General features: G+C 59.9%; 9 protein-coding genes and 1 tRNA gene. 1 reads left to right on the top strand and 9 read right to left on the bottom strand.

Going from position 1 to position 15384, the window contains the following annotated elements; all coding sequences use genetic code 11:
* Positions 1 to 51: 51 nt before the first annotated feature.
* The 9 genes from pqqF to rpsU all read right to left on the bottom strand — a co-directional run bounded on the left by pqqF (position 52) and on the right by rpsU (position 14129).
* A complete protein-coding gene (gene pqqF / locus HX793_RS23685; RefSeq protein WP_177059285.1) occupies positions 52 to 2394 on the bottom strand; it encodes a pyrroloquinoline quinone biosynthesis protein PqqF in 2343 nt (780 codons plus the stop codon).
* A 48-nt stretch (positions 2395 to 2442) separates the two neighbouring features.
* Entirely contained in the window at positions 2443 to 3237 is a 795-nt protein-coding gene (locus HX793_RS23690; protein ID WP_177059287.1) for a carbon-nitrogen hydrolase family protein, read from the bottom strand.
* A gap of 10 nt (positions 3238 to 3247) precedes the next feature.
* Complete coding sequence (locus HX793_RS23695) at positions 3248 to 4951, bottom strand: flavin monoamine oxidase family protein (RefSeq protein WP_028618176.1); 1704 nt, start codon at positions 4949 to 4951, stop codon at positions 3248 to 3250.
* Between the two features lie 132 nt (positions 4952 to 5083).
* Positions 5084 to 5530 carry an Lrp/AsnC family transcriptional regulator gene (locus HX793_RS23700; protein ID WP_177052760.1) on the bottom strand — a complete coding sequence of 149 codons (447 nt, stop codon included), beginning with the start codon at positions 5528 to 5530 and terminating at the stop codon, positions 5084 to 5086.
* A gap of 88 nt (positions 5531 to 5618) precedes the next feature.
* Positions 5619 to 5695, bottom strand: a tRNA-Ile gene (locus HX793_RS23705).
* A gap of 16 nt (positions 5696 to 5711) precedes the next feature.
* On the bottom strand, positions 5712 to 9455 hold the full coding sequence (locus tag HX793_RS23710) for a bifunctional diguanylate cyclase/phosphodiesterase (RefSeq protein ID WP_177052761.1): 3744 nt from the start codon (positions 9453 to 9455) through the stop codon (positions 5712 to 5714).
* Positions 9456 to 9576: 121 nt separating this feature from the next.
* Positions 9577 to 11427 carry an RNA polymerase sigma factor RpoD gene (rpoD, locus tag HX793_RS23715; RefSeq protein ID WP_016977864.1) on the bottom strand — a complete coding sequence of 617 codons (1851 nt, stop codon included), beginning with the start codon at positions 11425 to 11427 and terminating at the stop codon, positions 9577 to 9579.
* 67 nt (positions 11428 to 11494) lie between these two features.
* Positions 11495 to 13468, bottom strand: a complete 1974-nt coding sequence (gene dnaG, locus HX793_RS23720) for a DNA primase (protein ID WP_016977865.1) — start codon at positions 13466 to 13468, stop codon at positions 11495 to 11497.
* A 445-nt stretch (positions 13469 to 13913) separates the two neighbouring features.
* Positions 13914 to 14129, bottom strand: a complete 216-nt coding sequence (gene rpsU, locus HX793_RS23725; protein WP_002551877.1) for a 30S ribosomal protein S21 — start codon at positions 14127 to 14129, stop codon at positions 13914 to 13916.
* 202 nt (positions 14130 to 14331) lie between these two features.
* Here rpsU and tsaD point away from each other — a divergent pair, with 202 nt between their 5' ends.
* Positions 14332 to 15357, top strand: a complete 1026-nt coding sequence (tsaD, locus tag HX793_RS23730; protein ID WP_177052762.1) for a tRNA (adenosine(37)-N6)-threonylcarbamoyltransferase complex transferase subunit TsaD — start codon at positions 14332 to 14334, stop codon at positions 15355 to 15357.
* Positions 15358 to 15384: the final 27 nt, after the last annotated feature.

A 15384-nucleotide genomic window follows, 5' to 3' on the forward strand; every position in this document is an offset into this window, starting at 1 on the left:
TCAAGTTAGCGCTGTCTTGGTGGAAAAAGCCTTTTGCAGGGGCGGCAATGATCAGTCCGCCGCTTGCCAGATTTCCGAGATGCACGGACCGTTGGCCACGCAACGCCAGCCGCCTGCGGCGTCGTTCAGTTGCTGGGCGGCAAGCTGCACTGCTTCGCGGGTGCAGGTTTGGATGTGGGATTGAAGGTCGGTCAGGTATCCCGACGAGTGGCCCGCCAAATGGGCATGCCACAGCAGCTCGGCGGCTTGGGCGTTGGGCAGTGTCTGTGCTGAGAATTGCTGCGCCAACGCCGTGTTGCCCAAGTCGTCGCTGCTATCGATCAGTGTCGGCAGTTGTTTCAGGAATACTTGCAGGTGATCAACGATGACTTCCCGCGACACGCTGGGGGATTGCACGCCGAATAGCAGGCCGGTCTGGCCATTGATCTGCCGGATACCGCTGAACACCGCGTAGCCGATTTGCAGCTCAACGCGCAGGCGCTGGTAGAACGGGCCTTGGATCAGATGGCCAAGCAATCGCCAAGCGGCTTCGTCCGCCAGGGATTGACTCGGCGTTGGGCAAAACAGCAGCAGTGCGGCTTCATCAGAGTCGGTTTTAATCCCATGCCAGATACGCTGGCCGCTGAGAGAGGGCAGAACATGATCGAGGTGTGCAGGCTGCCCTGGCAGACGGGCCGCTGCGGTCTTGATCGCGGCTTCATACGATGCCGAGAAACCCAGTCCCAGGCCATGCCAGCGCGCAGTGGACCACGATGCCGATTCGGGATTGTGCCCGTTGCAGCAAGCGGGCAGCGCCTTGAGCAATTCACGGATGGCAATCATCTGCGGTGAGTCGGGTGGGGCCTCTTGCGGTTGATTCAGGCTTTGCGCCAACGCGTCCAGCACCGCCGGCATGGGCTCCTGCAGCCCGATCATTTTCACCTGCCAGTCCTGGCCCAGGCTTTCGAACGACAATTCGACGCCTGCCTGACGGGCATTCTCACGTAACGGCTGCAAAGTGTTTTCCAGGCCGGAAGGCGCTGAGCGCCATTGCAGATACAGGGCACCTTCATCACCGTCATCTGCGAATGCCTGACTGAAGGTCAGCGCCGACACTTCCCTACGTCCACGGGAGCGATCCTGGGCAAAGGTGCGCAAGCCACGGTGAGCGCTGGTCTGGCCGCGAATCAGGCCGGCGCGTTCTTCCTTGACCGGTGGGCGCAGGAACGGGTTGTTCGGCGGTAACTGCCAAGTGTGTGTGGGGGGCGGCAGGTGCAGCGAATCAAGCATCGACTTGAGGGCGACAACGTCCTGTTCCGATAGGTCTTGGCTGTCGTTCCGGGCCAACGCAAGGGCGCCTTGGACCTGCTGTTGACGAGCGGCCAGCAGCGCGAACTCTTCCCGCAGTGACGCCCAGTCGCTGTGTGCGAAAAAGCTTAGCCAGTCGTGCAGCAACGCCTCGATCTGCGTGGCTGATTCGCCTTGGCTGGTGAAGTCGATATCCAACACGGCTTGCCCGGCGAAGTGATAAATCACTGACGCCTGCAGGGCACTCGCCAGTTGCCGCGTTTTCAGTTCAGCTAGCAACCCGCCGGGTGCTGAGGTGTTGAGCCAGGTGCAGAGAAACTCCAGTGCTTTGAGTGGCGCATCACAGGTAATGACGTGGTGCAGGTGATGGTTGGTGATGTGCTGATAGCTCTGCGCATCACCCTGCATCAATGCCGGCGGGGCGGATTGTGGGCGCAGAGGTCCAGAACTCAGCTGTTCACTGAATCGTTGCGCCAAGGTTTCCAGTGCTTCCAGTGATTGCGGGCCCGCCAAGCTCAAGGTCATCTGCCCGCTCTGATAGAACTGTGTGTGGAATTCCTGCAACGCCTGCTGAAATGCCTCACGCTCCACCGGCAGGCTATCGCGGTTACCTGCATGGAAACCCCTTAGCGGATGATCCGCGGCCAGCCCTTCCAGCAACGCGACCTGCTGCTGCGCCTTGGCGTCCTGGGACCAGGCGACGAACTCGGCGTGCAGCACCTCGCGCTCACGCATCTGGTCCTCCAGCGCCAGGCGTGGATGGGTCAGCATGTCAGCCAAACGCTCCAATCCCCCGGCAAACAGTGCAACTGGCAACTCAAAGAAAAATTCCGTGGTGCGCTCACGGGTACTGGCATTGACCTGGCCGCCATGACGCTGCACGTAGGCCATCAACCCTTCGTTCGTGGGAAAACGCTCGGTGCCGAGGAACAGCAGATGTTCCAGGAAATGCGCCAACCCCGGCCACGCCAGCGGCACATCATGGCTGCCTGCCGCTACGCGCAAAACGGCGGCGCAACGTTTCAGGCGTGGCGCATGCTGCAAGGAAACCCGCAAGCCATTGGCGAGGGTCAGGTGAAGGTGATGAGGGTAGGCCGGCGCAGGCATGGGCAGTTCCGAAACGTAGAATCTGCCTATGCTAACAAACCGGCTGGATCAGGGCTTGTGCAGCACACCGTATAACTCGGGGCGACGGTCCTGCAAGTAGTGATTGGCGGCACGGGCCTCCAGGATCGACTGACGATCCAGCTCCCCGACGATCAAGGCTTCATCCAGGCCCGCCTGGGCAATGCGCTGGCCATTCGGCGCGGCGATGCTACTTTGCCCGCAGTACTGGATCTCGCCTTCGTGCCCGCAATAATTGGCGTAGGCCACATAACATTGGTTTTCAAAGGCCCGTGCCCGCACGGTGACGTCGGCGACAAAGTCAAATGGCACCATGTTGGCAGTGGGCACCAGGATCAGCTCGGCACCGGCCAGGGCCAGGCGCCGGGTATTTTCCGGGAACTCCAGGTCGTAACAGATCAGGAAACCCAGCTTCCAGCCGTTCAGCTCCACCAGCGGGAAATCATCGCCACCGGCACTGAACATCGAGTGGTCCAGATCACCAAACAGGTGCGTCTTGCGGTAGTTGCACACACACTGGCCGTGGGCGTCGATCAACTGCACTGCGTTGTAGATCTGGCCATCCGCTGCCCGTTCCGGGTAACCGTACAGAATCGCTAGCCCGGCGCTTTTGGCCAGTTCGGCGATCGCTTGTGCCGACGGACCATCCTGCGCCTCGGCCAAGGCGCCAACCGCCTCGGCGCCGATGTTGTAGCCGGTGAGGAACATCTCCGGCAGCACCAGCACATCGGCGCCGGACGCCTCATGCGCCAGTTGATGCAGGCGCTTGAGGTTGCCGGCCACATCTAAAGGCAGCGGTGGGCATTGGTACAGGGCGACACGCATGTTCAACTCCTTAATCCGCCAGGGCGATCGGGCCGATTTCATCGAATACATCCCCCGGCCCCGGGTTCTCCGGGTGAGTGCTGCCGCCGAAGTGAGTCATGATGCCCCATACCGCGTTCAGCGAGGTTTGCACCGCACCCTCCACCCACGCAGGGGTCCAGGACACATCATCACCAGCGATAAAGATTCCGCGTTGCTCGGCTGGCATGTCCTTTTGCATGAAGTGCGCATACATGCGCTGGTTGTAGCGATAGTGGCCCGGCAGCGCGCCTTTGAAGGCCCCGAGGAAATGCGGGTCGGCTTCCCACGACACGGTAATCGGGTCGCCGATGATGCGTGCCTTGATGTCGACTTTCGGGTAGATCTTTTTCAGCGCGTCGAGGGCCAGCTTCACACGCTTATCGATGGGCTGCGGCAGCATTTTCAGCGCGTCGCTCATCCACGAGTACGACAGGCAGATCACTCCCGGCTTGTCGTCGCCGTTATCGAACAGGTAGGTGCCACGGGTCAGGCGATCGGTGAGGGTCATGCTCATCAGGTCGCGGCCGGTTTCCGGATCCTTATCCTTCCAGAAAGGACGGTCGACCATCACGAAGGTTTTCGACGATTGCATGTAGCGCGTGCGGTCCAGGGCCATCCACATCTTTTGCGAGAACAGGGTTTCGTCGCATTCGATCTGGGTGGTCAGCAGCCAGCTTTGGCAGGTGGTCAGCACCGCGGCGTATTCGCGGGTGTCACCATAGTTGTCGGTGACGGCGAAACGGCCATCGGCGGCATGGGCGATACGTTTCACCCCGGCCCGAGGCGCGCCCCGATGCAGCGAACTCAGGCTGGTGCCGGCCGGCCAGTGGGCGCAGCGCTCCGGCACATGACGCCAGATACCCATCGGTACCTGGGCCACGCCGCCGACCACCAGATGCTGGTGGTCATCGCAGTTGGTCATCACCACGCGGAAGATTTCCAGCATGGAGTTGGGGAAGTCCGAGTCCCAGCCGCCGGTGCCGAAACCGACTTGGCCAAACACTTCGCGGTGATGGAAGGATAATTTGGCAAATGCCTTGGAGGTGGCGACGAAGTCGTAGAAGGTGCGGTCATCCCACAGCGGCACGAGCTTGTTCCACAGTTCCTTGAGGCGTGGCACGTCACGGTCGCGGATGGCTTGCTGGATATCACCGAACTGCGAACCGGCTTCCAGAGCATCAGCCCAGGCGTCCGCCACTTCCTGGAACAGCACCGGCAAGTCGGAGAGTTTTTGCGCGTAGTGGGTCTGGCCCTCAAGGTCGATGACTGTGCTGCCGGAGGCTGGGGTCAACGGGTTGGGGAAAGGTTTGGTTTCCAGGCCGAGCTTGTCCACGTAGTGGTAGAACGCGGTGGATGACACCGGGAAGCGCATGCCGCCAAGCTCAGCGATGATGCCTTCGGCGCCTTCAAAGGCCTGGGAGCGCAGGCGTCCGCCCATTTTCGAGGCTTCGTACACCACCGGCTTGAGGCCCAGTTTCATCAACTCGTAGGCGGCCACCAGGCCCGCGATCCCGGCGCCGACGATCGCCACTTCGGCGCCGTGGTTGGCAGCAGGAATGCTGCCGAGGCCGGCCGGGTGTTCAATCCAGTCATCGAAGGCGAACGGGAAGTCCGGGCCAAAGATGGTGATGGGCTTCTTACCGTCGGCGGGGTGGCGATTGGTTTTGCTGAGGGTGCTGGACGGAATGCTCATGGCTGACCTTACTGGCGACTAGGCGGGCGTGACGAAAAGATGGCAGCCAGTTTAGAGAGCGTAGCGTTCGTTAATAAGACGCAAAGTGTCGTCAAATTGCTCTGTTTTTAGTCAGAGTGACGAGAACAGTGATCAGATTGGTTGTCCGCGATCCAGTTTGTTACTGAGGATGATCGAAGTGGTGGTTTTCTCCACGCCGTCGACGCTGCCGATCTGATCGAGCAATTGGTCCAACTGTTCTGGCGAATCGGTGCGCAGCCACGCCACGTAATCGAACTCGCCACTCACCGCACACAGCTGTTGAACCTGCGCCATTGCACTGAGCCTGCGCAGCACTTCCTTGCCCGAACGCGCTTGCACGGTAATGCCCACATACGCCTGCAAACCACCATCGACCACCCGTTGGCCCAGGCGTACGCCGTAACCGGTGATCACGTTGGTTTTCTCCAGGCGCGCCAGGCGCGAGGTGACCGTGGTACGCGCGATGCCTAACTGCCGGGCGAGCATGGCCACACTCTCGCGGGCGTTGATCTGCAAGGCGGCAATCAGTTGGCGGTCGATTTCATCGAGGACGGGCAAGGTGGGCACTCCAGTGCAGGCGGCAATGGGGCTGTATGTTACAGACTTCCAGACACACAAAAGCCGCGCAATGCGCGGCTTTCTTGTTTGGTGGGCCCACACGGACTTGAACCGTGGACCAAAGGATTATGAGTCCTCTGCTCTGACCAACTGAGCTATAGGCCCTGTAACAGGTCGCGGATTATAACGATGGTTTCCTCGCTGTGCCATCCGAATAATCCTCAATGCGCATACGAAGAAACGTAGCAGCAAAAAGCTCGGGCGGTAGCGGCAGGCTGACGATGTAGCCTTGCATCTGTTCACAGCCTTCAGCGGCGAGGAAGGCTTGCTGTGCGGGGTTCTCCACGCCTTCGGCGATGATGGTGAATTGCATGCTGTGGCCCAGGGCGATGATGGCGCGCACGATGGCGGCGTCGTGGGGGTCGTCGGGCAGGCCGCGGACGAAGGATTGGTCGATCTTGAGGAAATCCAGGGGCAGGCGCTTGAGGTAGCTGAGGGACGAGTAGCCGGTGCCAAAGTCATCAATCGCAAGCTGTACGCCGAGCTCTTTGAGCTGGTGCAGCACCTCCAGCGCTTCTTCGGCCTGGCTCATGATGAAGTTTTCGGTGATCTCCAGTTGCAGGCGGCCGGGGGCGAGTCGGTAGTCATGCAGCAACTGTTTGATACGGCCCAATAAGCCGGGGTGACGTAATTGCGCGCCAGCCAGGTTGACCGACAGCGGACCGAAATCGTCGAAGTGGCCTTGCCAGGCGTGCATTTGCCGGCAGGCTTGTTCCAGCACCCAGTCACCGATCTGCAGAATCATGCCGTTTTCTTCGGCCAGGGCGATGAAGTGTTCAGGGGGCACGTCGCCAAAGGTGGGGTGGCGCCAGCGTATCAGGGCTTCGGCACCGATCAGTTCGTGGGTCGTCAGGCTCAGCTTGGGCTGGTAGTAGAGGCTCAGCTCATCGCGCTCGATGGCGCGGCGCAGTTCGTGTTCGAGTGCCACGCGCTCGTTGGCCTGGGCGGTAAGGTCGCGGGTATAGCTTTCGACCCGGTTGCGGCCCTTGGCCTTTGAGCGGTACATCGCCGCGTCGGCGTTCTTGACCAGGGTGGCGACGTCGGTGCCGTCCTCGGGGTACAGGCTGGTGCCGATGCTGGCGCTGATAAAAAACTCGTGCTCACCCGCCTGGAACGGCGGCGTGAAGCAGGCCAGCAGTTTATTGGCCAGGTATTGGGCGTCGCTGGCGTGCTGCAGGCCGGGGAGCAGGATGATAAATTCGTCACCGCCCAGGCGGGCGACGGTGTCAATGTCGCGCAGTTGCTCCTTGAGGCGCACGGCGATGTCTTTGAGCAGCAAGTCGCCGATGGGGTGTCCGAGGCTGTCGTTGATGTGTTTGAAACGGTCCAGGTCGAGAAACAGCACGGCGCCCTGTTTACCGGTTTCCTGATGGCCGTTGAGGGCGGCTTGCAACCGGCTTTCGAACAGCGTGCGGTTGGGCAGGCCGGTCAATGGGTCGTGATGCGCCTGGTAGTCGAGGCGGGCCTGGGCGAGTTTGAGGCTGGAGATGTCGGCAAACACGGCGACGAAGTGCGTGATCAGCTGGTCGCGGTTGCGCACGGCGCTGATCGTCAACCAGCTTGGGTACACATCGCCGTTCTTGCGGCGGTTGGAGATCTCGCCCTGCCAGTGTCCCTGGGCGGTCAACTGGTGCCACATGGCGGCGTAGAAGGCGCTGTCATGCAGGCCGGAGGCCAGCAGGCGCGGGGTGTGGCCGAGGGCTTCGGCCTCGCTGTAGCCGGTGATCTCGGTGAAGGCACGGTTGACGGCGCTGATGTTCTGCCGGGTGTCAGTGATCAATACGCCTTCAGCGGTGCTCTCGAACACCGTGGCGGCCTGTTGCAGTTTTTCCTGCATCAGTTGGCGCTCGGTGATGTCCCGCGCGATGGTCAGCATGCAGTCGTCATCGCCAATCGGCAGCGGGCGGCTGGACAGCTCGCACAATCGGATCTGCCCATCGCTGCGGCGGATATGGCAGATGAAGTCACGCACAAAACCATCGCGCTGCATCATCTCCAGCATGTGTTTGCGTTCGTTGAGATCGACCCAGATGCCCAGGTCCAGGGTGGATTGGTCGAGGGAGGTGGCGCTGGTGAAGCCGGTAATCCGGCTGAAGCCATCGTTCACTTCAATCAACAGGCCATCGCGCTGTCGGCTCAGCAGCAAGCCGTCGGGGGAAGCGTGGAAGGCCTTGGCGAATTTCTCTTCGGAGGTCTGCAGTTGTTGCTGGGTTTCCTTGAGTTGGGTGATGTCACGCACTACCACGACGATGGCTTCTGTGGTGTCGAGTTGGAACGGTTCGGCGGAAATCAGGCCGGTAAAGGCCTGGCCATTGCTGCGCAGAAAGGGCATTTCCAGGTTGCGGATGCTAGTGGTCTGCACCCGTTGCAGCAGGTCGGGACCGACGCCCTGGATACCCCAGATATTCAGCTCGGTGGCGGTTTTACCGATGACCTGTTCGGCCGTCAGGCCAATCTGGTCTTCGAACGCCTTGTTCACCTCCAGCAGGCAGCCATCGGATAACCGAGCAATGACCAGCATGTCCGGGCACTGCTGAAATACCGAGGCGAATTTCTGCTCGGAGAGCTGCAACGCCTCTTCAGTGCGCTTGGCCTCGCTGATATCGATCATCAAACCGCGCAGAACCGGTTCATGACCATGTTCGATCAGGCTGACAATGTCGCGCACCCATAGGCAACGGCCGTCAGCGGTGATCACCCGGTAATCAATGCTGTGGTCGCGGTTGGCGCGGGTTTCCCGATAGCAGTAGGCCTCGGTGCGGATCAGGTCGGCGGGGTGAATGATATTGCGCCAGAACCCCGGAATCAGCCAATGCGCGCGTGGGTAACCCAGCAAATCTTCGGCGTGCGGCGACACGTAGCTGTAGGTGAAGTCGGTGATACTGGCTTCCCAGGCAATGGCTGACAGGCTCTCGACCAAGCCGCGATAGTGATATTCGCTGCTGCGCAGTTCCTGTTCGAGGGCTACGCGGCGGGAAATTTCCGAACTGAGTCGGCGATTGATCCTAATGACCACGGCCAATACGGTGCTCAGCAACAGCACGGCAGGCAGGCCGTAAAGCAGCAGGTCGGTCCAGAAGGTGCGGTGATCGGTAAAGCTGCCGACCCAATGTTGCTGGATGGCGTCGGTTTCTTGTGGGCTGAGGTCGGCGAGCACCTTGTCCAGGATACCCACCAGCATTTTATTGTCACGCGGTACGCCCATCGCCAGTTGGTAGCGGTAGGGCGTTTCGCCACTGACGTATAAGCCGTCGAGCTTGAGTTGGCGCAGGCTCCAGACACTGGAGGCAAGATCGCCGACCACTGCATCTACTTCATCGGTGGCCAGGGCTTGCAGCGTCGAGCTGACATTTGGCATGGCGACCAGGTTGAGATCGGGATGATGGGTGCGCAGCAGCTCATGGGGGGCGTAGTTTTCCACCACGGCAATCTTCAAACCGTAGAGGTCTTTCAGGGTGCGCGGTTTGGCGCCGCCCTCATGGGCCAGGATAACGATGGGGAAGTCCAGGTAAGGCCGGGTGAACGCCATATAGCCCTGGCGTTCCGGCGTGGACATGATGCCCGGCAGCAGGTCGAGTTGGTTGTTGCGGGCCTGCTCCAGCACTGCACTCCAGTTTGCCGGCTCGATCAATTTGACGCGCACGCCGAGGCGATCCTGGATCAGGCGCACGTAATCGGCCGCCAAGCCTTGGTAGCGGCCATTTTCGTCACGGTATTCAAAGGGTGGCCATGACGCATCCACCCCGAGGCGCAACTCCTGATGGTCCGCCAGCCAGTCACGCTCATCATCGCTAAGAGTCAACGCGCCAGCCGTTGCGGTCCAGGTCAGCAGCCACAGCAAAAACACAGCCGGCAATCTGGGCATAACGGTCTCGTTATGGCACGGGGAATGTTTCGAGTGTAGACGGGCATTGCGGGGGAGGGGTGTTGCGCAAGGTTTTATCGATACAAAACAAAACCCCCGGCCTGGGCCGGGGGTTCTGGTATCACTCGTCGAGGAAGGAGCGCAGATGCTCGCTTCGCGTCGGGTGGCGCAACTTGCGCAGCGCCTTGGCTTCGATCTGACGGATCCGCTCACGGGTCACGTCAAACTGCTTACCGACTTCCTCAAGGGTGTGGTCGGTATTCATGTCGATGCCGAAACGCATGCGCAGTACCTTGGCTTCACGGGCAGTGAGGCCGGAGAGTACGTCACGAGTCGCTTCTTTCAGGCTCTCAACGGTAGCGACATCGATTGGCGACTGCATGGTCGAGTCTTCGATGAAGTCACCCAGATGGGAGTCTTCGTCATCACCAATCGGGGTTTCCATGGAGATCGGCTCTTTAGCGATCTTCAATACCTTGCGGATTTTATCCTCAGGCATTTCCATGCGTTCGCCCAGCTCTTCCGGGGTCGGTTCGCGACCCATTTCCTGCAACATCTGCCGGGAAATACGGTTGAGCTTGTTGATCGTCTCGATCATGTGCACCGGAATACGGATGGTGCGGGCCTGGTCGGCGATCGAGCGAGTGATCGCCTGACGGATCCACCAGGTGGCATAAGTCGAGAACTTGTAACCACGACGGTATTCGAACTTGTCCACAGCCTTCATCAAGCCGATGTTGCCTTCCTGGATCAGGTCGAGGAATTGCAGGCCACGGTTGGTGTACTTCTTGGCGATGGAGATCACCAGACGCAAGTTCGCTTCAACCATCTCTTTCTTCGCGCGGCGGGCCTTGGCCTCACCGATCGACATGCGACGGTTGATGTCCTTGATCTCGGCAATCGTCAGACCGGTTTCGGTCTCCAATGCTTGCAGCTTTTGCTGGCAACGGATGATGTCCGGCTGCAGGCGACCAATGGCTTCGGCGTATTTCGCCTTACCCTTGGCCAGTGCGTCGGTCCAGCTTTCATCTACTTCGTTGCTCGGGAACTGACGCAGGAAGTCGGCACGCGGCATGCGCGCGTCACGGACACAGAGCTGCATGATCGCACGCTCTTGTGCACGCAGACGCTCCAGGGCGCTGCGAACCCGCTCAACCAGGCCTTCGAATTGCTTCGGCACCAGCTTGATCGGCATGAACAGCTCAGCCAGGGCCAGCAGCTCGGCGATGGCCTGCTTGTTGGCGCGACCGTGCTTTTTCAGGGCCTTGCGGGTGATTTCCATTTGATCGGAAACCGCACCGAAACGCTGGGCAGCGATGATCGGATCTGGACCGCTTTCAACTTCGTCTTCGTCGTCGCCGCTGGCTTCAGCGTCGTCGTCTTCGGAGTCGTCGTCCGCTTTCGCAGCCTTGGCATCGACAGGCGGCGGCACTTCGGCGGCTGGCGGCGCGATGCCGTCATCCGGATCAATGTAGCCACTCAGCACGTCGGACAGGCGGCCACCTTCGGTGGTGACGCGGGTGTACTCGGAGAGAATATGGTCAACCGTGCCAGGGAAGTGCGCGATTGCGCCCATCACTTCACGTATGCCCTCTTCGATACGCTTGGCGATTTCGATTTCGCCTTCGCGTGTCAGCAGCTCGACGGTACCCATTTCACGCATATACATGCGCACAGGGTCGGTGGTACGACCGATATCGGTCTCCACAGCAGCCAGCGCGGCGGCCGCTTCTTCAGCGGCAGCCTCGTCGGTATCGGCGTCCGCCAGCATAAGGGAATCCTTATCTGGCGCAGCTTCGAATACGTTGATCCCCATGTCGTTAATCATGCGGATGATGTCTTCCACCTGCTCTGGATCTGAAATATCCTCAGGCAGGTGGTCGTTGACCTCCGCGTAAGTCAGGTAACCCTGCTCACGACCGAGAACGATCAACTCTTTGATACGAGACTGCTGTTGCGCTTTTCCGGACATAACACCCTATCCACTGAAGGTCTTGGCGGGCAAAAAACAAGCCGAGGATTATACCTGAGCTATGACCTCACGCGCCAGTTGAGGTCGGGTTTGATGCGCAAACGTTCTGTTTTAAGAGGTCGCGCATCTGTTTTGCTATCTGAATCTTCTCTTCAGCCGATAAATCCGGCTGCCTTGCTTTCTTGATCAGATCATCGAGGGTCTGCGTGTGCTGACCCGCGGATAGCCTAGTAATGGTGTCTAAAAACTGTTGTTCAAGGTTATCGCCGTCAATTAGCCACTCCTTTTCCGCGAGGGCTTTCAGCAGTCGGCCCTGTTCGGTGCCGTGCCAGCGCGCCATCAACTGGATTGAGTTTAGCTTAGGATTTTTCTGTACCGCCTCAATCAGGGCGATCAGTACCTGGGCGTAAGTGTTGCTCGCATTGGCAAAATGATCAGCACTCTCGACCTTTTCCGCCAGTTGCGGGTGATGGATGAGTGTGCGCAGCGCAATGAGCGTTGGAGCCTCTACGGCGACAGGAGTTCGCGGAGCGTAGGCTTCATCGCGATCACCGCGCTTGCCGTTCTTGCTCCAGGGTTTCTTTTCCCATTTCTTGCCGTCGCTGCCAGACTTTTTCGGTGTCCACTCTTGCTGGGGCGCGTAGGCCTCCTGCGGTTGATGGAAGTCGGAATAGTCCGGCATGGCGTCGTAATCCATGCCTGGGTCATAGGCCGGTGGCGGCGCATCATGCGGGGTGTTGTGCACCAGTTGGCTGACGGCTTCGCCGCTTAACCCGGTGATTTCCTGCAAGCGCATGCGCATCAGCGATTTCAGGTTGGCGCCGGGTACTTTGTCGATCAGCGGCGCCGCGAGGGTGGCCATGTGGGCCTTGCCTTCAAGGGAGCGCGGGTCGGCTTCTTCGGTCAGTTGCTGGAAGAAGTAGTCGGCCAGCGGTTGTGCATGCTGGTTGATGCGCGCGCGGAATGCGTCGGTGCCTTCGGAGCGGACCAGGGTATCCGGGTCTTCGCCTTCGGGCAGGAAGAGGAAGCGTGCGCGACGTCCGTCCTGCAGGCTCGACAGCGTAGCTTCGAGTGCGCGCCAGGCGGCATTGCGGCCAGCCTGGTCTCCATCGAAACAAAACAGCACGCTGGGCACTACGCGAAACAGGCGCTTCATGTGTTCTTCGCTGGTTGCGGTGCCCAGCGTGGCGACGGCATTGCGCAGGCCCTGTTGGGCGAGTGCGATCACGTCCATATAGCCCTCAACCACGATAATTTCATCGAGATTGCGATTGTTCTTGCGTGCTTCGAACAGGCCGTAGAGTTCCTGGCCCTTGTGGAATACCGGGGTTTCCGGGGAGTTCAGGTATTTGGGTTTGTCGTCCCCCAGTACCCGGCCACCAAAGGCGATGATGCGGCCCCGGCTGTCGCGGATCGGGAACATCACCCGGTCGCGGAAACGGTCGTAGCGCTTGCCGGTCTCGGCGTTTTCCACCAGCAGGCCGGCGTCGATCATGGCCTTTTGCTGGAGAGTGTCGCTGCTCAGGTGTTTGTACAGGTTGTCCCAGCCGGGCGGTGCGAACCCCAAACCGAAGTCCCGGGCGATTTCCCCGGTGAGGCCGCGGCCTTTCAGGTAATCGACAGCGGCCTTGCGCTGCGGATGGCTTTTAAGCGCTTGACGATAAAACTCGGCAGCGGCTGTCAGCAGCGGGTACAGCGGCGAATCGGTGGGCTGGCGCGGCTTGTGTGGGCGGCCACTTTCTTCGCGTGGGACTTCCATGCCGGCGGCTTTTGCCAGGTCCTCGATCGCCTGGGGGAAATCCAGGTTGTCGTGGTCCATGAGAAAACCCAGGGCGTTGCCGCCTGCGCCGCAGCCGAAGCAGTAGTAGAACTGCTTGTCGGGGCTGACGCTGAACGAAGGGGTTTTCTCTTTATGGAACGGGCAGCAGGCGGTGTAGTTCTTGCCGGCCTTTTTCAGTTGCACACGCGAGCTGACAACATCGACGATGTCGGTGCGGTTCAGAAGGTCGTCAATAAAGCTCTGGGGAATCAGCCCGGCCATGGCGTTCTCGTCATCACTGCGTGTCAATGAGGGCCCAATGATTGCTCAAGCGCACGCAGTGCGTGGCTTGTTCATCAGTTGTCTGCTTGGGCATTCAGGAAGTGTATCTGCCGTTCATTCACTGACGTTAGTTTCAATCAGGTTTTTGGCATGGAAATGTTGCCCCGGCATCCGGTCTAGGCCAATGTTGGCCTCGGAAGCTCATCGTCGGGCACAGTCGATACAGTTGATCGCCTGTTTGAAGAATAAGTGTGCTCGTCAGTAGCCTTGATAGGCTCGTCAGAAGAGACGTGCACCGCTGGCAAAAGAGCCAGTCCTGACGTGTGAAGCAGTTGTATCGGTCGCATGTGCGGCGTCAACAGTGAAGCATCAAGCGATATCCGCAAATGCCATTAGCCCGGCTGAGGGCCGGGCTTGGCAGAAGCTTGCTACGAACGTCTGTGTATTAGTACAGACGAACGGCGCGGCGCTGTTCGCGCTGAACTTTCTTGGCGTGACGCTTAACAGCGGCTGCTGCTTTACGCTTACGCTCAGAAGTTGGCTTCTCGTAAAATTCGCGGCTACGAACTTCAGCCAGTACACCGGCTTTTTCGCAGGAGCGCTTGAAACGACGCAGAGCTACGTCGAAGGGTTCGTTCTCTTTAACTTTGACGGCTGGCATCCAGAGCTACCTTCTTTCATTACCGGGATCAACGTTCTCGTCGCAAAAAATTCGCGGCTGAGGTCGTCGGTTTTTAAGGGTTGCGGATGTTAACCCCTCATTGCCCGGAATGCAAAGCCTCTGATCGAAAACCGCTAGTCGGGAGGGGGAGTGGCGACTATTATGCGCGCCTTCGAATTCAGCCTCTACAAGGCGCAAACCCATGCTAGTACTGGGACTTGAAACCTCCTGCGACGAAACCGGTGTCGCACTTTACGACAGTGAACGCGGGCTCTTGGCCGATGCGCTGTTCAGTCAGATCGACCTGCACCGTGCCTATGGTGGCGTGGTGCCGGAGCTGGCCAGCCGTGACCACGTCAAACGCATGCTGCCCCTGATCCGTCAGGTGCTGGATGAAGCCGGCTGCGTGCCGACCGAGATCGATGCAATCGCCTACACCGCAGGCCCCGGATTGGTCGGAGCCCTGCTGGTTGGGGCCTCTTGCGCCCAGGCGCTGGCGTTTGCCTGGGGCATTCCGGCCCTCGGCGTGCACCATATGGAAGGCCATTTACTGGCACCGATGTTGGAAAAAACACCGCCAGAGTTCCCGTTCGTCGCATTGTTGGTTTCAGGCGGCCATACGCAGTTGGTTCAGGTGGATGGAATCGGCCAATACACCCTTTTGGGTGAATCCTTGGACGATGCTGCCGGTGAAGCCTTCGACAAGACCGCGAAGATGATGGGCCTCAATTACCCCGGTGGCCCGGAAATCGCCCGTCTCGCCGAAAAAGGGGTCGTCGGTCGCTACACCTTCCCGCGACCGATGTGCGATCGCCCTGGCCTGATGTTCAGCTTCAGCGGTTTGAAAACCTATGCGCTGAACACCTGGCAGCACAGCGTCAGCGCCGGAGACGACAGCGAGCAAGCCCGTTGCGACATCGCTCTGGCGTTCCAGCAGGCCGTGGTGGAGACTTTGACCGTCAAGTGCAAGCGCGCCCTGAAACAGGCGGGCATGAAGCGCCTGGTGATCGCAGGCGGCGTCAGCGCCAACAAGGCCTTGCGCACTTCGCTGGAAAAAATGCTCGGCGACATGAAGGGCGACGTGTTCTACGCTCGCCCCGAGTTCTGCACCGACAACGGCGCGATGATCGCCTATGCCGGTTGCCAGCGCTTGCAGGCTGGGCAGCACGAAAGCCTGGCAATCAGCGTGCAGGCGCGCTGGCCGATGGAGCAGTTGTCGCCGTTGTAAGGCTGCAAGGTGGGCCGGGCTCATCGA

The sequence above is a fragment of the Pseudomonas reactans genome, from assembly GCF_013387025.1.
Classification (GTDB): Bacteria; Pseudomonadota; Gammaproteobacteria; order Pseudomonadales; family Pseudomonadaceae; genus Aquipseudomonas; species Aquipseudomonas reactans.